Here is a 21,955-nt window from a genome sequence, read left to right on the forward strand (position 1 = left end):
GATTTCTTCACATCATGACGCACAATCATCCCGCCCCCCTGCTCGTCGAACTGCTGACCGAAGAGCTGCCGCCGAAGGCCCTCGCGCGCCTCGGCGACGCATTCGCCGAAGGCCTCGCGCAACGCCTCGCGGCGCGCGACCTGATCGAAGGCGAGCTCGTCTTCGAACGCTACGCGACGCCGCGCCGCCTCGCGGTCGTCGTGCAGAACGTGCGCGCCGTCGCGCCCGAGAAGCAGGTCCGCGAAAAGGTGCTGCCGGTGTCGGTCGCGCTCGACGCCGCAGGCTTGCCCACCGCGCCGCTCGCGAAGAAGCTCGCGGCGCTCGGCCACCCGAACCTGTCGATCGCCGATCTCGAGCGCGCGCAGGACGGCAAGGCCGAAGCGTTCTTCGTCAACTACGCGGCCGCCGGCGCGACGCTCGCCGACGGCCTGCAGGCCGCGCTCGACGAAACCCTCGCGAAGCTGCCGATCCCGAAGGTCATGACCTACCAGCGCCCGGACGGCACCGACGTGCAGTTCGTGCGCCCCGTGCATCGCCTGACCGTGCTGCACGACGACCGCATCGTGCCCGTCACCGCGTTCGGCATCGATGCCGGCGACACGACGCTCGGCCACCGCTTCCTGTCCGACGGCCTCGTCGCGATCACGCATGCGCGCGCATATGCGGACACGCTGCGCGACAAGGGCCGCGTGATCGCGCACTTCGGCGAGCGCAAGGAAACGATCCGCACGCAGCTCAACGAGCACGCGAACGGCGACACGGTCGTGATGCCCGAGGCGCTGCTCGACGAAGTGACGTCGCTCGTCGAATGGCCGGTCGTCTATCCATGCCGCTTCGAGGACGAATTCCTGCAGGTGCCGCAGGAATGCCTGATCCTCACGATGCAGACCAACCAGAAGTATTTCGCGCTGACCGACGTCGCCGGCAAGCTGCGCTCGCGCTTCCTGATCGTGTCGAACATCGAGACGAAGACGCCGGGCGAGATCATCGAAGGCAACGAGCGCGTCGTGCGCCCGCGCCTCGCGGACGCGAAGTTCTTCTTCGAGCAGGACAAGAAGAAGACGCTCGCCGACCGCGTGCCGCTGCTCGCGAACGTCGTCTATCACAACAAGCTCGGCACGACGCTCGCGCGCGTCGAGCGCCTCGAGGCGCTGGCCGGCGAAATCGCGCCGGCGATCGGCGCCGACGCGGCGCATGCGAAGCGCGCCGCGCGCCTCGCGAAGGCCGACCTGCTGACCGACATGGTCGGCGAGTTCCCCGAGCTGCAGGGCACGATGGGCACGTACTACGCCCGCCACGACGGCGAGCCGGACGACGTCGCTGTCGCGTGCACCGAGCACTACCAGCCGCGCTTCTCCGGCGACGCGTTGCCGACGACGCCCGTGTCGACCGCGGTCGCGCTCGCCGACAAGCTCGAGACGATCGTCGGCATCTGGGGCATCGGCCTCGCGCCGACCGGCGAGAAGGACCCGTTCGCGCTGCGCCGCCACGCGCTCGGCGTGCTGCGCGTGCTGCTCGAGAAGCAGCTGCCGCTCGATCTCGTGTCGCTGCTGCGCCTCGCGCATGCGCGCTTCGCGACCGTGCCGGACGTCGCCGAATCGACCGACGCGATCCTCGCGTTCTTCATGGACCGCCTGCGCGGCCTGCTGCGCGAGCGCGGCTACACGGCCGGCGAAGTCGACGCGGTGCTGAGCCTGAACCCGACCCGCCTCGACGACATCGTCGCGCGCCTCGACGCCGTGCGCGAATTCACGCGCCTCGCGGAAGCCGAAGCGCTGGCCGCCGCGAACAAGCGGATCTCGAACATCCTGAAGAAGTCGGAAAGCGGCGCGAACGGCGCGGTGCAGCCGACGCTGTTCGTCGAAGCGGCCGAGAAGGCGCTGCACGAGCAGCTCGCGGCCGTGACGCCGCGCGTGCAGTCGCAGCTCGAGGCGCGTGCGTACACGGGCGCGCTGTCGGCGCTCGCCGCGCTGCGCGCGCCGGTCGACGCGTTCTTCGACGGCGTGATGGTCAACGCCGACGATCCCGCGCTGCGTGCGAACCGCCTCGCGCTGCTGTCCGCGCTGCACCAGCAGATGAACTGCGTCGCAGACATCTCGAAGCTTGCCGCATAAGGGCTGCACGATGCCGACCAGTCCCACCAGGAAGCTCGTCGTCCTCGACCGGGACGGCGTGATCAACGTCGATTCGGACGCGTTCGTCAAGACGCCCGACGAGTGGATCCCGCTGCCCGGCAGCCTCGAGGCGATCGCGCGGCTCAACCACGCGGGGTATCGCGTGGTCGTCGCGACCAACCAGTCCGGCATCGGCCGCGGCCTGTTCGACATGGCGACGCTCAACGCGATGCATCTGAAGATGCATCGCGCGGCGGCGGCGGTCGGCGCGCGCATCGACGCGGTGTTCTTCTGCCCGCACACGGCGGAAGACCACTGCGACTGCCGCAAGCCGAAGCCCGGCATGATGCAGATGATCGCCGACCGCTTCGAGATCGATCCGGACCATACGCCGGTCGTCGGCGATTCGCTGCGCGACCTGCAGGCCGGCGTCGCGCTCGGCTTCCAGCCGCATCTCGTGCTGACCGGCAAGGGCAAGAAGACGCTTGCCGCGGGCAACCTGCCGCCCGGCACGAAGGTCCACGACGACCTGCGCGCATTCGCGCTCGATTTCCTTTCAGACGAACACGAGTGATGCGGCCGCCGCGCGCATCCTCCCTAACGCCAGACACACGCCGATGCGCTTTGTCCGCTCCCTGCTGCTGCTGATCTACTTCATCCTGTACACGGTGCCGTACGCGACCGCGTGCTTCATCGCGTTCCCGTTCCTGCGCCCCGACGCGCGCTACTGGATGGCGGCCGGCTGGTGCAAGTCCACGCTGTGGGTCGTGCGCTGGCTGAACGGCATCCGCTACCGCATCGAGGGGGCGGAGAACCTGCCGGACGGCCCGGCGGTGCTGCTGTCGAAGCACCAGTCCGCGTGGGAAACGCTCGCGTTTCCGGCGCTGATGCCGAAGCCGCTCTGCTACGTGTTCAAGCGCGAGCTGCTGTACGTGCCGTTCTTCGGCTGGGCGCTCGGCATGCTGCACATGGTTCACATCAACCGCAAGGAAGGCAAGAACGCGTTCGACTCGGTGATCCGCCAGGGCCGGAAGCGGCTCGCGGAAGGCGCGTGGGTGATCATGTTCCCGGAAGGGACCCGCACGCCGGTCGGCAAGCAGGGCAAGTACAAGACGGGCGGCCCGCGTTTCGCGATCGAGACCGGCGCGCCGGTCGTGCCGATCGCGCACAACGCCGGCCGCGTGTGGCCGCGCAATTCCTTCACGAAATACCCGGGCACCGTCACGGTGTCGATCGGCAAGCCGATCGACGTGACCGGTCTCACGCCCGACGTATTGAACTCGCGCGTCGAAGCGTGGATCGAAGCGGAAATGCGCCGCATCGACCCGGACGCCTATCGCGCGCCGGGCAGCGCCGAAAAGCGCGATGCCGCGCAAGTCTGATTCACCCGGGCCGGATCCGTTGTTGCGTACTACAAGACGAAGCGAATTGATGAAGAAGCGTCCGCGGCCACGACCCGCCGTCGTGGCTCTCGATCATCGCCAGCTGGATCTGCCGCTCTTCGACGGGCCGGCCGCCGCGCCGTCCGCGCCCACTGCGCAGCAGACGCCGCCCGAAGCGGCGCCCGTGGCGGCACCCGATCCCGGTCCCGCACCCGACCGTTCGCGCGTGCGCACGTTCGCGCTCGACAGCCGCACGCTCGAATACCGGCTGAAGCGCTCCGCGCGCCGTACGATCGGCTTCACGATCGACGGCAGCGGGCTGACGATCACCGCGCCGCGCTGGGTCACGCTCGCGGACATCGAGGCGGCGATCAGCGAAAAGCAGCGCTGGATCTTCGCGAAGCTCGCGGAATGGAAGACGCGCACCGAGCAGCGCGCGCTGCCGCAGATCGACTGGCGCGACGGCGCGCAGCTTCCGTATCTGGGCAAATCGGTGACGGTCGCGCTCGCGTCCGATGCCGGCGCGGTCGCGTTCGACGGCGATGCGCTGCGGTTGCCGCTGCCCGCGCACGCCGATGCGCAGCAGATCAAGGACCGCGTACAGGGCTGGCTGCAGGGCGAGGCGAAGCGGATCTTCGGCGAACGGCTCGCGTTCTACGCGGACAAGCTCGGCGTCACGTATTCGATGTATGCGCTGTCGTCGGCCGCGACGCGCTGGGGTAGCTGCTCGAGCGACGGCAAGATCCGCCTGAACTGGCGGCTGATCCACTTTCCGATGTCGATCATCGACTACGTCGTCGCGCACGAGCTGTCGCATCTGCGCGAGATGAACCACAGCCCGCGCTTCTGGCAGACCGTCGAGTCGATCTTCCCGGAATTCCGCGAAGCGCGGCACACGCTCAAGCATCATCCGCCGGAGCTGCTGCCGTCGCTGTAAAAAACGAACGGGCGGTGCGGAAATCCCTGCACCGCCCGTTTTGCATCGCGACGCGCATGGCGCGCCGCGAGCCGCTCATCCGGCGCTCAGTGCGCCTTCTTCTGGATGAACTCGATCTTGTAGCCGTCCGGATCCTCGACGAACGCGATCACGGTCGTGCCGTGCTTCATCGGGCCCGCTTCGCGCGTGACCTTGCCGCCTTGCGCCTTGATCTGCTCGCAGGCCTTGTACGCATCGTCGACTTCCAGCGCCAGATGGCCGAAACCCGTGCCGAGATCGTAGGACGCGGTATCCCAGTTGTGGGTCAGTTCGATCACCGTGCCCGTGCTTTCGTCTTCGTAGCCGACGAACGCGAGCGTGAACTTGCCTTCCGGATAATCCTGGCGGCGCAGCACCTTCATGCCGAGCAATTCGGTGTAGAACTTGATCGAGCGGTCGAGATCGCCGACTCGCAGCATCGTGTGCAGTAAACGCATTTCTTGTACTCCGTGGGGACTTGCCTGAACGGCAGACTCTACCAGAGTCGGGGGGATTTCGTTGGGGGCGCCTAGCCGGCCCCCCTCGGCAGCACACGCCACACCGATCGGGTAACATCGTCGCAGCTCGCCCCACGCGGCGCCTGCCGCCGGCGCGCGCTCACCTGCCCACCTCAGCCAACCGCCAGACCGCCGTGCACCACCAACGATTCGAGCGCGCCGCACGCGCCAGCCGCCCGCCCTCCCGCTCCGGCGAGGTCCGCCGATGAGCACGCTCGCCGCCGCCCCGGCGCGCCGCGCGCCCGACGCGCGCGCCGTCGGCCTGATGCTGCTGCTGTGCGCGATCTGGGGTTTCCAGCAGGTCGCGATCAAGAGCACGAACGCCGCGATCCCGCCGATGTTCCAGGCCGGCCTGCGCTCGCTGATCGCCGCGCTGCTGCTGTGGGGCTGGGCGCGCGCACGCGGCACGCCGCTGTTCCGCGCGGATCGCACGTTCGGCCCCGGGCTCGCGGCCGGCGCGCTGTTCGCCGGCGAATTCATCTGTGTGTTCTTCGGCCTGACGCTGACGAGCGCGTCGCACATGGCGATCTTCCTGTACACGGCTCCGTGCTTCACCGCGCTCGGCCTGCACCTGTTCACGCCGGGCGAGCGCCTGCAGCGCACCCAGTGGCTCGGCGTCGGCCTGGCGTTCGCCGGCATCGCGCTCGCGTTCGCCGACGGCTTCCTGAAGCCGCTCGCGCCCGGCTCGTCGGTGCTCGCGGGGCTTGCCGGCGACGCGCTCGGGATTCTCGGCGGCGCGATGTGGGCGGCGACGACGGTCGTCGTGCGCTCGACGTCGCTCGCGCATGCGAGCGCGAGCAAGACGCTGTTCTACCAGCTCACGGTGTCGGCCGCGATGCTGCTCGCGCTCGCGGCGCTGCTCGGCCAGGCCACGTTCGCACACATCACGCCCGTCGCGGTCGCGAGCCTCGCGTACCAGTCGGTGATCGTCGCGTTCGTCAGCTATCTGTCGTGGTTCTGGCTGCTGACCCGCTACATCGCGTCGCGGCTGTCGGTGTTCACGTTCCTGTCGCCGCTGTTCGGCGTCGCGTTCGGGGTGCTGTTGCTCGGCGAATCGGTCGGCTGGCGCTTCATGTCGGCCGCCGCACTGGTGCTGGCCGGCATCGGGCTCGTCAACGCGCCCGCGCGCAATTGAAAAAGGCTGCCCTCGGGGCAGCCTCGGAGATCGGCGTGCGTTTCCGGCGTCAGCGCCGCGCGCGTCACCCGGCCTTGCGCGCCGCCGCAAGCGCCTGCGCGACGCCGACATACTCGGCCACGCTCACATCTTCCGCGCGGCGCGCGAGATCGAAGCCGAGCGCGTCGAAATCGACCGTCTCGCGATAGTCGCCGAGCGTGTTGCGCAGCATCTTGCGGCGCTGCGAGAACGCCGCCGTCACGACCTCGCCGAGCAGCACCGGATCGACGTCCGGCAACTCATGCGGCTCGTACGGAATCATCCGCACGATCGCCGAATCGACCTTCGGCGGCGGCTGGAACGACTCCGGCGGCACGTCCATCATCTTGTCCATCACGTAGCGGTACTGCAGCATCACGGACAGGCGCGAGAACGCCTTCGTGCCCGGCTCGGCGACCATCCGCTCGACGACCTCGTTCTGCAGCATGAAATGCTGGTCGACGACCACGTCGGCGAACGTCATCAGGTGGAACAGCAGCGGGCTCGAAATGTTGTACGGCAGGTTGCCGACGATGCGCAGCGACGGCTCGTCTCCCGCCGCCGCGAGCGAACGAAAGTCGAACGCGAGCGCGTCGCCCGCGTGCAGTTCGAGCAGCGGGCCGAAGCGCTGCTGCAGCCGGGCGATCAGGTCGCGGTCGAGCTCGACCGCATGCAGCGGCGACTCGGGCGTCGCGAGGCGCGCGATCAGCGGCTCGGTCAGCGCGCCGAGACCCGGGCCGATCTCGACCATCCGCTGGCCGCGCGCCGGACCGATCGTCGAGACGATCGAGTCGATCACGCCGTGATCGACGAGGAAGTTCTGCCCGAAGCGCTTGCGCGCGAAATGGCCCTGGTGCTGTCTGCTGTTCGACATCGACTATAAAAAACGAAAAACGCGAGGAATGGAGTCAGGCTGCGTCAGGCCGGGCTGCGCGGCGGTGACGCGCCATCGTGACGGCGGTATCGAGCGCGGCGATCATGCTGCCCGGATCGGCGCGGCCGGTGCCGGCGAGGTCGAGCGCGGTGCCGTGATCGACCGACGTGCGGACGATCGGCAGGCCGAGCGTGACGTTGATCCCCTCGCCGAACGTCGCGTATTTGAGCACCGGCAGGCCCTGGTCGTGAAACATCGCGAGCACGCAGTCCGCATCGGCGAGGTAACGCGGCTGGAACAGCGTGTCGGCCGGATACGGGCCGCGCGCGTCGATGCCCTGCGCCTTCACGCGCGCGAGCGCGGGCTCGATCACGTCGATCTCCTCGCGGCCGAGATAGCCGTTCTCGCCCGCGTGCGGGTTGAGCCCCGTGACGAGGATGCGCGGCGCGGCGAGACCGAAGTCGCGCCGCAGGTCGTGGTCGACGATCGTCAGCGTCTCGACCAGCCCGTCGATCGTCAGCGCGGCGGACACGTCCTTCAGCGGCAGGTGCGTCGTCGCGAGCGCGACGCGCAGCGGCTTGTCGCCCGTGCCCGCCAGCATCATCACGACGCGCGGCGTGCCGGTGCGCTCCGCCAGGTATTCGGTGTGGCCGGTGAACGGAACGCCGGCATCGTTGATCGTGCTTTTCTGCAGCGGCGCGGTGACGATCGCGTCGTATTCGCGCGCGAGCGCGCCGTCGATCGCCGCGTCGAGCAGCGCGAGCACGTAGCGGCCGTTGGCCGCATCCAGCGCGCCCGCGCGCGCGGGCGCGGCGAGCGGGCGGTGCGCGACGGCAACCTGCCCCGCCGCGACGAGCGCCGCCCAGTCCACGCCGACCGCCGCGGCGCGCGCGGCGACCAGCGCCGCGTCGCCGAGCACCGTGAAGCGCGCGTCGGGCCAGCGCTCGCCGGCGTCGCGCAGCGCCTGCGCGGTCAGCTCCGGACCGACGCCCGCGGGCTCGCCGGTCGTGATCGCGATATGCAGCGCGGGCGTCGTCATCGGCGGCTCGCTCAGTTCGCCGCGCCGAAGTCGCCGAGCTTGAACTGCACGTACGACGAATCGCGCAGCTCGCGCAGCCAGTCGGCATACGCCTGTTCGGCCTTGCGCTGGCCGATCGCCTGGCGCGCGATGTCCATCTGCTGCTGCACCGAGCCTTCCGATTCGCGGCGTTCGAGCACCTGGATCAGGTGGTAGCCGTACTCGGTGCGCACCGGGATGCTGACCTGGCCGTCCTGCAGGTTGTTCATCGCGCGCTCGAACTCGGGCACCGTCTCGCCCGGGCTGATCCAGCCCAGGTCGCCGCCCTGCGACGCCGAGCCGTCCTGCGAATAGGTGCGCGCGAACTTCGCGAAATCGCCGCCGCCCTCGACCTGCTTGCGGATGTCGATCAGTTGCTGGCGCGCCTGGCCTTCGGACTTGCCTTCGCCGACGCGCAGCAGGATATGGCGCACGTGCGTCTGCACGATCTTCGGCGCGGCGGCCGACGCGCCCTGGCTCTGGCGGCGGTCGACGAGACGCACGATCTCGAAGCCGTCCGGCACGCGGATCAGCGTCGGATTGACCTGGCCCGGGCGCAGCTGCGACGCGGCCGCGACGACGTCGGCCGGCAGCGTGCCGGGCGACTTGAAGCCGAGGTCGCCGCCCTTCTTCGCGTCATCCGCTTCCGAATTGTTCTTCGCGAGCCGCTCGAAATCCGCGCCCGACTGCGCCTGCTTCAGCAGCGCGTCGGCCTTCTTCTGCGCGGCCTCGATGTCGGCCTGCGGCGCACTGGTCGGCGCCTTCACGAAGATGTGCTGCAAGCGCAGGTCCTGCTGCTGCGACGCGCTCGGCCCGCGCTGGCTCGCGATGTAGCTCGCGACCTCGGCGTCCGACACGGTGATCTTGCTGTCGACCTCGCGCTCGCGCAGCTTCGACAGCATCAGCTCGGTGCGCGCGTCGCCCGTGAAGACGCTCCACGGCACGCCTTGCGCCTCGATCCGCGCACGATACTGGTCGAGCGTCATGCCGTTCGCCTGCGCGAGCCGCTGCAGCGTCGACTGCACGGCTGCGTCGTCGATCCGGATCCCGTCGTCCTTGGCCTTCTGCACCTGGATGCGTTCGAGCACCATCTGGTTCAGCACCTGCGCGCGCATCTGGTCGAGCGGCGGCACCGGCGCGTTCTGCTGCTTCAGGCGGCGCGAGATCAGGCCGACGCGCTGGTCGAGCTCGCGGCCCGTGATCACGTCGTTGTTGACGACCGCGACGACTTCGTCGGTGAGCTGTGCGCCATGCGAGCCGAGCGCCTGCGCCGCAGCCGGCGCAGCGACGAGCAACGCGGCGGACGCGGCGAGGCTGGAGACGACTGCCGCGAAGCGAAGGGTTTTCTTCATTGCCACTGATACTCCATTGAAATCGTGCTGGTCCGGCGCCGGCGCCTTCGGCCGCCCCGGCGTTAGTCGTAGTTGCTGAAGCGGGACAGCGGCGGCGGCGCGGGCGGCAGCGGCGTATAGCCCTGCACCCCGGCGCGGAACGCGCTCACGAGGCCGTTGTCGATGGTCGACAGCCCCTTGAGCGTGAGCTGCGCCATGATCCGCGACGACGTATTCCGCTGCTGCAACGACGAATCCACGCCGTTCGCGTACCGCTGGATACCGACCCCGAGCGCCCAGCAATCCGCGTCGTATTGTAAGCCGACCACGCTGTCGATCATCCGGTTGCTGGCGAAGTCGTAGTTGAAGCGGCCGACCGCGTACAGGCGGCGGGTCAGCGGCCACTGCCCGGACACCAGGAACTGGTTGATCGGCCGGCCGTCCAGCGTCGCGGTCGCCCGCGTGTAGCGGTAGCCGACGCTGATCACCTTGCGCACCTCGGGGCTGTACGCGAAACCGATGCTCGACTTCGTGAGCTGGTTGTTGTTCTGGTTGTACTGGAACGCCGTTTCCGACGCGAAGCCGGCGCCCAGCTTGATCGCGGCGCCCGCGATCAGGTCCGAGTGACGCGCCTGCACGGCCGCCTGCGTCGGGGTGAGCGTCACGCGCTGGTCGGCGAAATAGTACTGCTGCGCGACCACGAAGCGCGCGCGCTCGTCGCCGGTGCGCGGATCGATGAAGCGCGACGTCAGCCCAGCCGTCAGGCGGTTCGCGTCGGCAACCCGGTCGTTGCCGACGAACGTGTTCGGCTGGTAGATCTCGGCAAGGCCGAAGTCCGATTCCGCGGTGTCGAACAACGGCGCACTCGACTGGTTGCGGTACGGCGTGTACACGTAGTACAGGCGCGGCTCGAGCGTCTGGATGAAATCCTGGCCGAACAGGCGCACCGAGCGGTCGAAGATCAGGCCCGTGTCGAAGCTCACGGTCGGGATCGATTCGGTGAAGCGCTTCGGATTGTTCGGCGTGTTCGTCGACAGGTAGTTCAGGTCGTACGACGCGAAGTGGTACTGGACCTTCGGCACCGCGAAATAGCCGGGGCCGTAAACCCCGTACGCGATGTACGGGTTGAAGACGATCCGGTCGCCCTGCGTCGCGTCGGCCGTCGTGATGCGAAAGCGCGAATAGTCGGCTTCCGCGCCGAAGTCGAAGCCGCCGACGTTGTACTTCGCGTACTTCACGTTCAACTGCGGCTCGCGGCTGTACGGCGCGGTCGACGGCGGCAGCGTCTGCCAGTGCTGGTAGCGGGCGAGCACCGACCACGGGCCGTTGTTGTACGTGAGGCCGGCCTCCTGCTGGTACAGCGTCTGCGTACCGTTGACGAACTGGCTCGACACCGCCCCGAGGTTTTCGGGATACTGGTTGTCCGAGACCTTGTTGTAGTACACGTAGCCGCCGAAGCCGCTGCCGAAGTTCTGCTGGTGCTGCCAGTAGATCGCGTAGCGGTTGCGGTGCGCGAGCCGGTCGTCCGGCAGGAACTCGCCGGTGAACACGCCCGAATAGCTCGTCGACAGGTAGCGGAACGTCGCCTGCGTCTGCACCCCGCGCTTCGCGAGAATCCGCGGCGTGAGCGTCAGGTCGCGGTTCGGCGCGATGTTGAAGTAGTACGGCAGCGACAGCTCGAACCCGTTGTCCGAGCTCGGCACGAACGTCGGCGGCAGCAGGCCGCTGCGCCGGTCGCCCGACAGCGGGAACGTCATCCACGGGGTCGCGAAGATCGGCACCCCCTGGAAGAACAGCACGCTGTTGCGGGCCGTGCCCTCGTCGGCGCCGGTGTCGAAGTCGAACCGGCTGCCCTTGAGGTACCACGCGGGATGCGCCTCGCACTGGCACGCGGTGTAGGTGCCGTTGACGAACACCGAGCGCTCGGCGTCGAGCATGTCGACGCGCTCCGCGCTGCCCGACCCGCCCGTCGCGTTGAAGTGGTACTTCGGCGCCGTCATGAAGCCCTGGTTCGACTCGACCTTCACGTGCGCCTCGGGACCGGCGAACGACGTGCCGCCGTTGACCACCTTGACCCGGCCGTACGCATCGGCCATGTCGGTATCCTGATCGTAGTGGAGCGCGTCGGCCTTCACGACCGCATTGCCGCGGCGGAGCTCGGCCGAGCCTTTCGCGGCGAGGTCCTGGTCGGCCGTGCCGCTCGTGTGGTCGGCGATCACGAAGGCGGCTGGCTTCGCCCCTTCCTTGAGCGGATGATCCTCGAGCTGGGGCGCGAGACGCAGATCCCACGGCGAATCGAGCGGCTGCGGCTGCGCGGCCGCGCCCGTCAGCTGCGCGTGCGACACCGCCGGCACGAGGCCCGGCACGGCCAGGAGCGCGAGCGCGAGCCGCCGTTTGCGCGGCGCCCCGTCACCGGGGGAAACAATCGGGAATAGCGGTTTGGGCGGCATCTATCGTTTGGCGAATCGCCCCTCGTCAACCCGTGCGGCCGCGCATCGCGGCCCGCGCAATCGAACCGTGACTGCGGCTGAGCGCAAACCAGGGGAGGCGATCGGGCGAACGGCGCGACAGGCAGCAGGCCTGCACGGCGAATGCTGACGCGGGGCGCGTCAAAAAAGTCGTGGGGTATTATATGGCAAGACGTTCCCCCCTCCTCCGAGTTTCATGACGCCCCCATCCGACGATTCCCGCCTCGAAGCGCTCACCGCCTGGCTGCACCCGCTCGCCGCGCGCCACGCCCTCGATCTCGCCACCCTTGCGCCCGCGTCCACGGACGCGGGCTTTCGCCGCTACTTCCGCGTCGCGTCGTCCGCGAGCCCCGGCGGCTCGCTGATCGCCGTCGACGCGCCGCCGCCCGAGAAGTGCCGCGAGTTCGTCCAGGTCGCGCAGATGCTCGCCGCCGCGGGCGTTCACGCGCCACAGGTGCTCGAGCACGATTTCGACGACGGCTTCATGCTCGTGACGGACCTCGGCCGGACGTCGTACCTCTCGGTGCTCGACCCGGCCGCGCCGCTCGCCGCGCGGCCGCTGATGCGCGCCGCGCTCGACGCGCTGATCCGCTTCCAGCTGAGCTCCGCGCCCGGCGTGCTGCCGGCGTTCGACGAAGCATTCCTGCGCCGCGAAATGGAGCTGATGCCCGAGTGGTACGTCGGCCGGCACCTCGACAAGACGGTCACCGACGCGATGCGCGGCACGCTCGAGCGCACCTTCGCGCTGCTGATCGCGAGCGCCCGCGCGCAGCCGCAGGGTTTCATGCTGCGCGATTTCATGCCGCGCAACCTGATGGTCTGCGAGCCGAATCCGGGCGTGCTCGACTTCCAGGACGCGGTCGAAGGGCCGCTGACCTACGACGTCGTGTCGCTGCTGCGCGACGCGTTCATCAGCTGGGACGAGGAGTTCGAGCTCGACTGCTTCGCGTATTACTGGGAGAAGGCGAAGAAGGCCGGCCTGCCGGTCGATCCGGACTTCGGCGAGTTCTACCGCCAGCTCGAATGGATCGGCCTGCAGCGGCACATCAAGATCCTCGGCCTGTTCGCGCGCCTCAACTATCGCGACGGCAAGCCGCAGTATCTCGCCGACCTGCCGCGCTTCCTGGCATATGCACGCAAGGTCGCGCTGCGCTACCGCCCGCTCGCGCCGTTCGCGAAGCTGCTCGACGAGCTCGAAGGCGCCACCCCCGACGTCGGCTATACGTTCTGAAGATGAGCCCATCCCTCACCACGGCGATGATCTTCGCCGCCGGGCGCGGCGAACGGATGCGCCCGCTCACCGACACCTGCCCGAAACCGCTGCTCGAGGCGGGCGGCAAGCCGCTGATCGTCTGGCAGATCGAGCGGCTCGCGCAGGCGGGCATCGAATCGATCGTGATCAATCACGCGTGGCTCGGCGCGCAGATCGAAGCCGCGCTCGGCGACGGCTCGCGCTGGGGCGTGCGGCTCGCGTACTCGGCCGAGGGCGACGCGCTCGAAACCGCGGGCGGCATCGCGCAGGCGCTGCCGCTGCTCGAACGTGACGGCCGGCCGACGGTGTTCGTCGCGGTCAGCGGCGACGTGTTCTGCGAATTCGACTACCGCACGCTCGCCGCGCGCGCCGCGCAGATGGCCGCGCTCGACGCGCCCGCGATGCATCTGGTGATGGTGCCGAACCCGCCGTTCCATCCGGCGGGCGATTTCGCGCTCGACGCCGACGGCCGGCTGTCGCTCGACGGCGCCCGGCGTTTCACGTTCGGCAACATCGGCCTGTACGACACGCGGATGTTCGCCGACCTCGCGCCCGGCACGCGGCGCGCGCTGACGCCGTACTACCGCGCGGCGATCGAGGCCGGCCGCGCGAGCGGCGAGCTGTACGAAGGGATCTGGGAAAACGTCGGCACGCCCGCGCAGCTCGGCGAGCTCGACATGCGGCTGCGCGGCGCGCGCTGATCGCGAACGGGCCGGGCGGGGCCTTCGCGCCGCCCAAGCCGCTCAAACCTCCTCGGCCGCCTCCCCGCCCGCCGCCGCGCGCTGCTGCTGCAGCGCCCACATCTGCGCATACAGCCCGTCCGCGCACACCAGTTCGTCGTGCGTGCCGCGCTCGACGATCCGCCCGTGATCCATCACGAGGATCTGCTGCGCGTGCACGACCGTCGACAGCCGGTGCGCGATCACGAGCGTCGTGCGATGCCGCGCGATCTGCTCGAGCTCGTGCTGGATCGCGCGCTCCGACCGCGAGTCGAGCGCCGACGTCGCCTCGTCGAACAGCAGGATCGGCGGATTCTTCAGCAGCGTGCGCGCGATCGCGACGCGCTGCTTCTCGCCGCCCGACAACTTGAGCCCGCGCTCGCCGACCGGCGTGTCATAGCCCTTCGGCAAACTTTCGACGAAGTCGTGGATGTGCGCGGCGCGCGCGGCCGCGATCACCTCGTCGCGGGTCGCGGTCGGTCGGCCGTACGCGATGTTGTAGTAGATCGAATCGTTGAACAGCACGGTGTCCTGCGGCACGATGCCGATCGACGCGCGCAGCGAATCCTGCGTGACGTCGCGGATGTCCTGCCCGTCGATGCGGATCGCGCCGCCCGCCTGCCGGTCGAGATCGTAGAAGCGGAACAGCAGGCGCGACAGCGTCGACTTGCCCGAGCCGCTGTGGCCGACCACCGCGGTCGTCGTGCCGGCGTCGATCGTAAACGTCACGTCGTGCAGGATCGGCCGCGCCGGCTCGTACGCGAAGCTCACGTGCTCGAAGCGCACCTGCGCGCCGGCCACCGCGAGCGGCGCCGCATCGGGCGCGTCCGCGACCTCCTTCGCCGCCGCCAGCAGCCCGAACATCCGGTCCATGTCGGTGAGGCTCTGCTTCAGCTCGCGGTAGACGACGCCGAGGAAGTTCAGCGGAATGTACAGCTGCAGCATGAACGTGTTGATCAGCACGAGATCGCCGAGCGTCAGCTTGCCGGCGAGCACGCCCTGCGTCGCGCGCCACAGGATGAACACGAGCCCGGTGCCGATGATCGCCTGCTGGCCGAAGTTGAGCAGCGACAGCGAGTTCTGCGAACGGATCGCGGCCTTGCGGTAGCGCTTCAGGTTCTCGTCGTAGCGCTGCGCCTCCCATTCCTCGTTGCCGAAATACTTGACCGTCTCGTAGTTGATCAGCGAATCGATCGCGCGCGAATTTGCGCGCGAGTCGAGCTCGTTCATCGTGCGGCGGAAATGCGTGCGCCAGTTGGTGACCTTCACGGTGAACACGATGTACGCGACCAGCGCGGCGAACGTGACGTACGCGTAGTAAGCGTCGTACTTGACGACGAGGAAGCCGAGCACGAGGCCGACCTCGACGAGCGTCGGCAGGATGCTGTACAGCGAGTACGAAATGAGCTGCTGGATGCCGCGCGTGCCGCGTTCGATGTCGCGCGACATGCCGCCCGTCTGGCGTTCGAGGTGAAACCGCAGCGACAGCCCGTGCAGATGCCGGAACACCTGCAGCGCGAGCCGCCGCACCGCGCTTTCGGTCACTTTCGAGAACAGGATTTCGCGCAGCTCGGTGAACAGCGACGTCGACAGCCGCACGAGCGCATACGCGACGACGAGCAGCCCGACGCCGCCCGCGAGCACGATCCCGGCCGACTGCTCGGCGCGGCCGAGCGCGGTCAGCTGCTGCACCGCGGCGAGATGGTCGACGATGCGCTTCATCACGACCGGCACGCCGAGGTTCGCGACCTTCGCGCCGATCAGGCAGCCGAGCGCGAGCGCGACGCGCCACTTGTAGGTCGTCAGGTACGGCAGCAGCGAACGGATGGTCTGCCAGTCGTTGCGGGGCCCGGTGTGAAGCGGCGCGGGCTCGCCGGAAGCGGGAAATCGGCGCATGGGGGACGGGGAGCTCGGCAGTGCGGGCCGTGCTCGACGGCCGCCGGCTCGCCCGCTTTCTCGTACAATTTGCGAACGTTGTATTGTCGCAGAAGCCGGTTCGCGCCGCTGTCGGCGGCCTTGCCGGCCGCGCGCGCGGGCCGGTGCGTTTTATTACAGGATGAAAGCATCGCCATGACCGACTCCCCGCTCGCCCTCCCGCAAAACCAGCCCGCATTGCGCGTCGTTCCGCAGCCGTCGGACGCCAACGTCCACGGCGACGTGTTCGGCGGCTGGATCATGTCGCAGGTCGACATCGCCGGCTCGATCCCCGCGAGCCAGCGCGCGAACGGCCGGGTCGCGACCGTCGCGGTCAATTCGTTCGTGTTCAAGCAGCCGGTGTTCGTCGGCGACCTGCTGAGCTTCTATGCGACCGTCACGCGCACCGGCAACACGTCGGTCACGGTCGACGTCGTGGTCTATGCGCAGCGCATGCGCCTCGCGGGCGAAATCGTGAAGGTGACCGAAGCGACGCTCACCTACGTCGCGACCGGCCCGGACCGCAAGCCGCGCCCGCTGCCGCCGCTCGAATGAGCCAGCCGCGCGCCGGCGCAGCATGACACGCGTCGGCCGCCGCGTCAGTGCGCCGCTGCCAGCCCGAACTCCCGCATCGCCGGCAGAAAATCGTGGTTCAGCTTCGGCTTGCGGGACAGCTTCATCAGCACGTAGCGCTGGAACGGCGCGAGCCGCCGCCATTGCGTGACGTCCGGCGCCGGCAGCCCCGCCAGCGCGCTCTGCTGCACCAGCGCGTCCGGCACCCGCTCGGTGCCGCGCCAGGCCGGCTGCTCGTCCGGCTGGAACCAGCTCGGCTCGAGATCGGCGTGCGTGCGCAGCATCTCGAACAGCGCGTGGTCGAAATTGGGCTCGATCGCGGTGTCGTCGTCCGCCGGGAAGCGGGCGAGCAGCTTGCGGTCCTCGAGCGGCAGCAATTGCCACTGCTCGAGCGAGATCCGCAGGCCGAAGCGGTCGAGATTGAAGCGCACGATCATCGGGATGTACGTGAAATTTTCCGATGAATCGCGTTCGAAATTGAAGAGCAACGGTACGTCGCTAAGTCCCATGGCATTACCCGAAGTGGCGGATGCCGGCGCGGCCGGCCTGCCTGAGGTATTTTAGAACCTCTGCGCACGAACGGCGGACGCGATCGTCGTCCGGCCCCGCGCCAGTCAACCGAACGGGAGTCTCAGTGAATCCGACCGAATCCGCCGAACCGCGCGGCGCGATCGAGCTGTCCGTGCGCCGCACGCGCGGCGGCGCCGCCGAAGCGGCGCGCGACCACGTCGGCCAGGAATGGCCGGTCGCGCTCGTCTTCAACGGCATTTCGCACGCGGTGATGATGTGCACGCCGCGCGACCTTGAGGCGTTCGCGGTCGGCTTCGCGATTTCGGAAGGGATCGTCGCGCGCGGCAGCGACATCAAGGACATCGAGGTGATCCTGCATGCCGACGCGCCGCTGCCGCATGCCGAAGTCCATCTGGAAGTCGTGCAGCAGGCGTTCGCCGCGCTGAAGGACAAGCGCCGCGCGCTCGCCGGGCGCACCGGCTGCGGCGTCTGCGGGATCGAGAGCATCGACCTGCTCGACCTGGCGCCGGAGCGCGTGCCCGATACCGGCTTCCTCGCGCGCCTCGCGCCCGATGCGCTCGCGCGCGCCGCCGGCGAGCTGCCGGCCCATCAGGCGCTGACGCGGCTGACGGGCGGCCTGCACGCTGCCGCATGGTGCGACGCAACAGGCGCGATCCGGATGGCGTTCGAGGACGTCGGCCGCCACAACGCGCTCGACAAGCTGATCGGCTCGCTGGTGCTCGCCCGCGCCGACGCGACCGACGGCTTCGTGTTCCTGTCGAGCCGCGCGAGCTACGAGCTGGTGCGCAAGGCGGCGCGCGTCGGCATTCCGATGGTCGCGACGATCTCCGCGCCGTCGTCGCTCGCGATCGCGATCGCGCGGCAGGCCGGCCTGCGGCTCGTCAGCTTCTGCCGCGAGACCGGCTACGTGGATTACGACACTGCGTGAGGGCGCGCGCCGGCCGCCGCGCTCGCTGTGCCCGCCGGCTCCGGCACGGCGGCCGGCGTCAGCGGCTCCTGCGCCGGCTCGCTCGTCAGGTTGCCGGCGTAGTCGGTCCAGAGCTTGCGATCGGTGTCGTAGAGCTTGCAGCGGCGGGCCGTGTCGAAATACCAGCGCCAGCTGAAGCGCTGCACGACGATGCGCCCGGGCAGCATGTCCTCCAGCTTCGCCTGCGCCGGCTTGAGCCGGTACAGCGGCACGCTCATGTCGACGTGGTGGGCCGTGTGCTCCATGATGTGGTGCAGCAGGCCGCCGATGCCGAACGGGAACGTGAGATGCAGCGTGGTCGACACGAACGGCGCGGCGTTCGACCATTCGGCCCGGTTCGCATGCCACGCGATGCGCGGATCGGTATGGTGGACGTAGACGACGAACCCGATCATCGAGCACCAGAACAGGAACGGCACGAGCACGCCGGTCGCGAGCAGCAGCGCGACGGGCTGCTGCGTCGCCAGCGCGACCCACACGACGGCGGCGATCCACACGGCCGCGAAGCCGGTCACCAGCAGGCAGTCGCGGCTGAACACGGGCCGCGACGCGCCGATATAGCGCTTGGTCGGGAAATACATCCGCAGCCACCAGATCTCGACGAAATAGTAGAGCCCCGGCGCCCAGCCGCTTCGGTAGATGCGGTCCAGCAGCCGGCGCGTCGGCGACAGCGCCGCGTATTCGGCCGGCGTATGCGGCGCCCACACGAAATCGAAGCCCTTCAGGTTCGTGTAGCCGTGGTGCACCACGTTGTGCCCGACTTCCCACAGGCTGTACGGCGTCAGCGACGGCAGGAACGCGATGCGGCCGAGCCAGCGGTTCAGCCGGCGGTTGGGCGTCAGGCTCTGGTGGCACGCATCGTGCCCGATGATGAAGAGCCGCCCGGTGATGAAGCCGGCCGCCATCCCGCAGACGACCTTGCCGACGATCGCCGGGATCAGCAGCGCGCCCGCGAACGCCGCGAACAGCAGCAGGTAGTCGAGCACGAGCAGGAGGATCGGGCGCACGATCTCGCGCGCGGCGAACGGCACGAGCCACGAGCGGATGACCTTGCGATGCGGCATCGGCGCGTCGGCGCGAACGGGTGTCTGGGAATCGTTGTTGACCATGATGCAGAAAGGCGCGCAGACCGCGCGCCCCCGAGAGAAAACCAGCCGTGCAAGGACACGGCGCGAATGCGTGAACGGGATGCCGGTTACCGCGACATCATGTTCATGCTGACGTTGTGCATCACCCACAGCGTCCCGACGATCAGGATCAGCGCGGTGAGCACCGTGTAGCTGAACGCCATCACGTTCCAGCGCTGGCTCGACGACGTGTTCATGTGCAGGAAGCACACGAGGTGCACGAGGATCTGCGCGAACGCGAGCACCGCGAGCGCGATGATCGCCGCTTTCGGCGCCAGCACGCCGCCCATCACGAGGCCGAACGACGCGGCCGTGAGCAGCACCGACAGGACGAAACCGACGATGTAGCCGCCGGCCGTGCCGTGCGCTTCATCGTGGTGAATGAGTTCCGAATGGGCCATTTAGATCACGCTCGCGAGATAGACGAAGGAGAACACGCAGATCCAGACGATGTCGAGGAAGTGCCAGAAGAGGCTCAGGCAGGTGAGGCGCCGGAAGTCGCGTTCCGTCATGCCGGGGCCCCCCGCGATCTGCACGACGAGCACGACCATCCACAACAGGCCGACGGCCACGTGCAGCCCGTGCGTGCCGACCAGCGCGAAGAACGCCGACAGGAACGCGCTGCGCTGCGGCCCCGCGCCTTCCGCGATCAGGTGCGAGAACTCGCGCAGCTCCATCGCGAGGAACGCGACGCCGAGCACGAACGTCACCGCGAGCCAGACGAACACCGCGCCGCGCCGGCGGCGCTGCGCGCCGAGCATCGCGAAGCCGTACGTGATGCTGGAGAGCAGCAGCGCGGCGGTCTCGAGCGCGACGCCCGGGATGTCGAACAGGTCCTTCGCGGTCGGGCCGCCGGCATACTGGTTGCCGAGCACCGCGAAGGTCGCGAACAGCGATGCGAAGATCACGCAGTCGGTCATCAGGTACAGCCAGAAGCCGAACACCGAATGCGACGGCGGATGAGGGTGCGCCGCCGGATGACGGGCGCCGCCCGTGAGAGATTGATACGACATCAGTTCGCCTCCAGTTCGGCTTCCGGCGACGGCGCGCGCATCCGCACGCCCGCGCGTTGTTCCTCGATCTTGCGGACGGTATCCGCCGGAATGTAATAGCCTTCGTTGTCCTGCGCGCTGTACAGCACCACCGTCGCGACGATGCCGACGAGCGACGCGATCGCGAGCCACCAGATGTGCCAGACGAGCGCGAAGCCGAGCAGCAGGCTGAACACGCCGACGAACAGGCCGGCGCTCGTGTTGGACGGCATGTGGATGTCCTGGTACGTGACGTTCTTGCCGAGGCCGAGGCCCTTCGCCTTGCGATACGCGAGCTCGTCGAGTTCGTGCACGTCCGGAATCACCGCGAAGTTGTAGACGGCCGGCGGCGACGACGTCGCCCATTCGAGCGTGCGGCCGTTCCACGGGTCGCCGCTCACGTCGCGATACTGCGCTTGCGCGCGGTTGCGCCAGCCGACCCAAACCGATGCGACCTGGAACACCACGCCGAGCGCGATCAGCACCACGCCGCACGCGGCGACCAGCAGCCACGGATGCCACGCCGGGTTGTCATAGTGGTTCAGGCGGCGCGTCATGCCCATGAAGCCGAGCACGTAGAGCGGCATGAACGCGACGTAGAAGCCGGTGAGCCAGCACCAGAACGCGCGCTTGCCTTGCTTCTCGTCGAGCTTGAAGCCGAACACCTTCGGGAACCAGAAATGGACGCCCGCGAAATAGCCGAACACGACGCCGCCGATGATCGTGTTATGGAAGTGCGCGATCAGGAACAGGCTGTTGTGCAGCACGAAGTCCGCGCCGGGAATCGCCAGCATCACGCCGGTCATCCCGCCGAGCGTGAACGTGACCATGAAGCCGATCGTCCACAGCACCGGCACCGTGAACTCGACGCGGCCGCGGTACATCGTGAACAGCCAGTTGAAGATCTTCACGCCGGTCGGGATCGCGATGATCATCGTCATGATCCCGAAGAACGCGTTGACGTCGGCGCCCGAGCCCATCGTGAAGAAGTGATGCAGCCACACGAGGAACGCCAGCACCATGATCGCGCACGACGCGTACACCATCGTCTTGTAGCCGAACAGCGGCTTCTTCGCGAACGTCGCGATGACTTCCGAATAGATGCCGAACGCGGGCAGCACGAGGATGTACACCTCCGGATGGCCCCACGCCCAGATCAGGTTCAGATACAGCATCGCGTTGCCGCCGGCATCGTTCGTGAAGAAGTGCATGTCGAGGTAGCGATCGAGGCCGAGCAGCGCGAGCGCAACCGCCAGGATCGGGAACGTCGCCATGATCAGCACGTTCGAGCACAGCGCGGTCCACGTGAACACCGGCATCTTCATCAGCGTCATGCCCGGCGCGCGCATCTTGATGATCGTCACGAAGAAGTTGATCGACGTGATCAGCGTGCCGACGCCGGAAATCTGCAGCGCCCACAGGTAGTAGTCGACGCCGACGCCCGGGCTGAACTGCAGCTCGGAGAGCGGCGGATACGCGAGCCAGCCCACCTGCGCGAATTCGCCGATCACGAGCGAAATGTTCATCAGGATCGCGGCGACCGCCGTCATCCAGAACGAGAGCGAGTTCAGGAACGGGAACGCGACGTCGCGCGCGCCGATCTGCAGCGGCACGATCAGGTTGAAGAACGCGACCAGCAGCGCCATCGCCATGAAGAAGATCATGATCACGCCGTGCGCGGTGAAGATCTGGTCATAGTGATGCGGCGGCAGGTAGCCGGGGCCGTTGTACGCGAGCGCGAGCTGCAGGCGCATCATGACCGCGTCCGCGAAGCCGCGCAGCAGCATCAGCACCGCGACGACCAGGTACATCACGCCGATCTTCTTGTGATCGACCGACGTCAGCCATTCGCTCCATAGCCATTTCCACCGGCCGGTGACCGTCAGCGCGACGACGATGCCCAGCACGACGAGCCCCATGAAGGCGCTCGCCCCCATGATGATGGGCTGGTCGAACGGGATCGCCGAAAGTGTCAGTTTGCCGAACATG

20 protein-coding genes are annotated in these 21,955 nt (G+C 68.4%); 9 read left to right on the forward strand and 11 right to left on the reverse strand.

Annotation, left to right across the window (positions count from 1 at the left end; all coding sequences use genetic code 11):
• The first annotated feature begins 14 nt into the window (after positions 1–14).
• From glyS to KY49_RS19760, 4 genes are read left to right on the forward strand one after another with little or no spacing between them, the layout of a single operon-like run.
• On the forward strand, positions 15–2,114 hold the full coding sequence (gene glyS, locus KY49_RS19745; protein WP_042586257.1) for a glycine--tRNA ligase subunit beta: 2,100 nt from the start codon (positions 15–17) through the stop codon (positions 2,112–2,114).
• 10 nt (positions 2,115–2,124) lie between these two features.
• A complete protein-coding gene (gene gmhB / locus KY49_RS19750) occupies positions 2,125–2,688 on the forward strand; it encodes a D-glycero-beta-D-manno-heptose 1,7-bisphosphate 7-phosphatase (protein WP_010090739.1) in 564 nt (187 codons plus the stop codon).
• A 43-nt stretch (positions 2,689–2,731) separates the two neighbouring features.
• On the forward strand, positions 2,732–3,496 hold the full coding sequence (locus tag KY49_RS19755) for a lysophospholipid acyltransferase family protein (protein ID WP_010090738.1): 765 nt from the start codon (positions 2,732–2,734) through the stop codon (positions 3,494–3,496).
• Positions 3,497–3,545: 49 nt separating this feature from the next.
• Positions 3,546–4,433, forward strand: a complete 888-nt coding sequence (locus KY49_RS19760; protein WP_042586258.1) for a M48 family metallopeptidase — start codon at positions 3,546–3,548, stop codon at positions 4,431–4,433.
• A gap of 86 nt (positions 4,434–4,519) precedes the next feature.
• Here KY49_RS19760 and gloA read toward each other — a convergent pair whose 3' ends face one another.
• A complete protein-coding gene (gloA, locus tag KY49_RS19765) occupies positions 4,520–4,909 on the reverse strand; it encodes a lactoylglutathione lyase (protein WP_042586259.1) in 390 nt (129 codons plus the stop codon).
• Positions 4,910–5,174: 265 nt separating this feature from the next.
• Here gloA and KY49_RS19770 point away from each other — a divergent pair, with 265 nt between their 5' ends.
• Positions 5,175–6,104: a DMT family transporter gene (locus KY49_RS19770; protein ID WP_042586260.1), complete on the forward strand. Its 930-nt coding sequence runs from the start codon at positions 5,175–5,177 to the stop codon at positions 6,102–6,104.
• Between the two features lie 64 nt (positions 6,105–6,168).
• On the opposite strand, the gene rsmA is transcribed toward KY49_RS19770, so the two are convergent.
• The 4 genes from rsmA to KY49_RS19790 all read right to left on the reverse strand — a co-directional run bounded on the left by rsmA (position 6,169) and on the right by KY49_RS19790 (position 11,834).
• On the reverse strand, positions 6,169–6,996 hold the full coding sequence (gene rsmA, locus KY49_RS19775; protein ID WP_042586261.1) for a 16S rRNA (adenine(1518)-N(6)/adenine(1519)-N(6))-dimethyltransferase RsmA: 828 nt from the start codon (positions 6,994–6,996) through the stop codon (positions 6,169–6,171).
• A 34-nt stretch (positions 6,997–7,030) separates the two neighbouring features.
• On the reverse strand, positions 7,031–8,035 hold the full coding sequence (gene pdxA, locus KY49_RS19780) for a 4-hydroxythreonine-4-phosphate dehydrogenase PdxA (RefSeq protein ID WP_042586262.1): 1,005 nt from the start codon (positions 8,033–8,035) through the stop codon (positions 7,031–7,033).
• 11 nt (positions 8,036–8,046) lie between these two features.
• A complete protein-coding gene (locus KY49_RS19785; protein ID WP_042586263.1) occupies positions 8,047–9,405 on the reverse strand; it encodes a peptidylprolyl isomerase in 1,359 nt (452 codons plus the stop codon).
• A gap of 62 nt (positions 9,406–9,467) precedes the next feature.
• Positions 9,468–11,834 (reverse strand): LPS-assembly protein LptD, encoded by a 2,367-nt coding sequence (locus KY49_RS19790; protein WP_042586264.1) that lies wholly within the window; start codon positions 11,832–11,834, stop codon positions 9,468–9,470.
• Positions 11,835–12,048: 214 nt separating this feature from the next.
• On the opposite strand from KY49_RS19790, the gene KY49_RS19795 reads away from it, so the two are divergent.
• Both KY49_RS19795 and murU read left to right on the forward strand, forming a co-directional pair.
• On the forward strand, positions 12,049–13,083 hold the full coding sequence (locus KY49_RS19795) for an aminoglycoside phosphotransferase family protein (RefSeq protein ID WP_042586265.1): 1,035 nt from the start codon (positions 12,049–12,051) through the stop codon (positions 13,081–13,083).
• Between the two features lie 2 nt (positions 13,084–13,085).
• On the forward strand, positions 13,086–13,805 hold the full coding sequence (gene murU / locus KY49_RS19800) for an N-acetylmuramate alpha-1-phosphate uridylyltransferase MurU (protein ID WP_042586266.1): 720 nt from the start codon (positions 13,086–13,088) through the stop codon (positions 13,803–13,805).
• Positions 13,806–13,847: 42 nt separating this feature from the next.
• Here murU and KY49_RS19805 read toward each other — a convergent pair whose 3' ends face one another.
• Positions 13,848–15,719: an ABCB family ABC transporter ATP-binding protein/permease gene (locus tag KY49_RS19805; protein ID WP_042586267.1), complete on the reverse strand. Its 1,872-nt coding sequence runs from the start codon at positions 15,717–15,719 to the stop codon at positions 13,848–13,850.
• A 174-nt stretch (positions 15,720–15,893) separates the two neighbouring features.
• Between KY49_RS19805 and KY49_RS19810 the strand changes: the two genes are divergently transcribed.
• Positions 15,894–16,292 carry an acyl-CoA thioesterase gene (locus KY49_RS19810; RefSeq protein WP_010090728.1) on the forward strand — a complete coding sequence of 133 codons (399 nt, stop codon included), beginning with the start codon at positions 15,894–15,896 and terminating at the stop codon, positions 16,290–16,292.
• A 44-nt stretch (positions 16,293–16,336) separates the two neighbouring features.
• Here KY49_RS19810 and KY49_RS19815 read toward each other — a convergent pair whose 3' ends face one another.
• The gene (locus KY49_RS19815; protein WP_042586268.1) at positions 16,337–16,819 is read right to left on the reverse strand and encodes a nitrate reductase associated protein; all 483 of its coding nucleotides are present in this window, start codon (positions 16,817–16,819) and stop codon (positions 16,337–16,339) included.
• A gap of 125 nt (positions 16,820–16,944) precedes the next feature.
• Between KY49_RS19815 and fdhD the strand changes: the two genes are divergently transcribed.
• Positions 16,945–17,769 carry a formate dehydrogenase accessory sulfurtransferase FdhD gene (gene fdhD, locus KY49_RS19820; protein WP_042586269.1) on the forward strand — a complete coding sequence of 275 codons (825 nt, stop codon included), beginning with the start codon at positions 16,945–16,947 and terminating at the stop codon, positions 17,767–17,769.
• Here the strand turns inward: fdhD and KY49_RS19825 are convergent.
• From KY49_RS19825 to cyoB, 4 genes are all read right to left on the reverse strand, one after another.
• Positions 17,754–18,917 (reverse strand): fatty acid desaturase, encoded by a 1,164-nt coding sequence (locus KY49_RS19825; protein ID WP_042586270.1) that lies wholly within the window; start codon positions 18,915–18,917, stop codon positions 17,754–17,756. The genes fdhD and KY49_RS19825 overlap by 16 nt on opposite strands.
• An 86-nt stretch (positions 18,918–19,003) precedes the next feature.
• Entirely contained in the window at positions 19,004–19,336 is a 333-nt protein-coding gene (gene cyoD, locus KY49_RS19830) for a cytochrome o ubiquinol oxidase subunit IV (protein WP_042586271.1), read from the reverse strand.
• Positions 19,337–19,948 carry a cytochrome o ubiquinol oxidase subunit III gene (cyoC, locus tag KY49_RS19835; protein ID WP_042586272.1) on the reverse strand — a complete coding sequence of 204 codons (612 nt, stop codon included), beginning with the start codon at positions 19,946–19,948 and terminating at the stop codon, positions 19,337–19,339.
• The gene (gene cyoB, locus KY49_RS19840) at positions 19,948–21,954 is read right to left on the reverse strand and encodes a cytochrome o ubiquinol oxidase subunit I (RefSeq protein WP_042586273.1); all 2,007 of its coding nucleotides are present in this window, start codon (positions 21,952–21,954) and stop codon (positions 19,948–19,950) included. Before cyoB ends, cyoC begins: the two co-directional genes overlap by 1 nt.
• Position 21,955: the final 1 nt, after the last annotated feature.

The organism is Burkholderia sp. MSHR3999 (assembly GCF_000833595.1).
GTDB lineage: Bacteria > Pseudomonadota > Gammaproteobacteria > Burkholderiales > Burkholderiaceae > Burkholderia > Burkholderia ubonensis.

Bases quoted from the DNA above. Each gene is read 5' to 3' on its own strand.
- cyoD (WP_042586271.1), bottom strand. From the start codon at position 19,336: ATGGCCCATTCGGAACTCATTCACCACGATGAAGCGCACGGCACGGCC.
- glyS (WP_042586257.1), top strand. From the start codon at position 15: ATGACGCACAATCATCCCGCCCCCCTGCTCGTCGAACTGCTGACCGAA.
- KY49_RS19805 (WP_042586267.1), bottom strand. From the start codon at position 15,719: ATGCGCCGATTTCCCGCTTCCGGCGAGCCCGCGCCGCTTCACACCGGG.
- KY49_RS19770 (WP_042586260.1), top strand. From the start codon at position 5,175: ATGAGCACGCTCGCCGCCGCCCCGGCGCGCCGCGCGCCCGACGCGCGC.
- cyoB (WP_042586273.1), bottom strand. From the start codon at position 21,954: ATGTTCGGCAAACTGACACTTTCGGCGATCCCGTTCGACCAGCCCATC.
- gloA (WP_042586259.1), bottom strand. From the start codon at position 4,909: ATGCGTTTACTGCACACGATGCTGCGAGTCGGCGATCTCGACCGCTCG.
- KY49_RS19755 (WP_010090738.1), top strand. From the start codon at position 2,732: ATGCGCTTTGTCCGCTCCCTGCTGCTGCTGATCTACTTCATCCTGTAC.
- gmhB (WP_010090739.1), top strand. From the start codon at position 2,125: ATGCCGACCAGTCCCACCAGGAAGCTCGTCGTCCTCGACCGGGACGGC.
- rsmA (WP_042586261.1), bottom strand. From the start codon at position 6,996: ATGTCGAACAGCAGACAGCACCAGGGCCATTTCGCGCGCAAGCGCTTC.
- KY49_RS19810 (WP_010090728.1), top strand. From the start codon at position 15,894: ATGACCGACTCCCCGCTCGCCCTCCCGCAAAACCAGCCCGCATTGCGC.
- KY49_RS19825 (WP_042586270.1), bottom strand. From the start codon at position 18,917: ATGGTCAACAACGATTCCCAGACACCCGTTCGCGCCGACGCGCCGATG.
- KY49_RS19760 (WP_042586258.1), top strand. From the start codon at position 3,546: ATGAAGAAGCGTCCGCGGCCACGACCCGCCGTCGTGGCTCTCGATCAT.
- cyoC (WP_042586272.1), bottom strand. From the start codon at position 19,948: ATGTCGTATCAATCTCTCACGGGCGGCGCCCGTCATCCGGCGGCGCAC.
- pdxA (WP_042586262.1), bottom strand. From the start codon at position 8,035: ATGACGACGCCCGCGCTGCATATCGCGATCACGACCGGCGAGCCCGCG.
- KY49_RS19785 (WP_042586263.1), bottom strand. From the start codon at position 9,405: ATGAAGAAAACCCTTCGCTTCGCGGCAGTCGTCTCCAGCCTCGCCGCG.
- KY49_RS19795 (WP_042586265.1), top strand. From the start codon at position 12,049: ATGACGCCCCCATCCGACGATTCCCGCCTCGAAGCGCTCACCGCCTGG.
- KY49_RS19815 (WP_042586268.1), bottom strand. From the start codon at position 16,819: ATGGGACTTAGCGACGTACCGTTGCTCTTCAATTTCGAACGCGATTCA.
- murU (WP_042586266.1), top strand. From the start codon at position 13,086: ATGAGCCCATCCCTCACCACGGCGATGATCTTCGCCGCCGGGCGCGGC.
- KY49_RS19790 (WP_042586264.1), bottom strand. From the start codon at position 11,834: ATGCCGCCCAAACCGCTATTCCCGATTGTTTCCCCCGGTGACGGGGCG.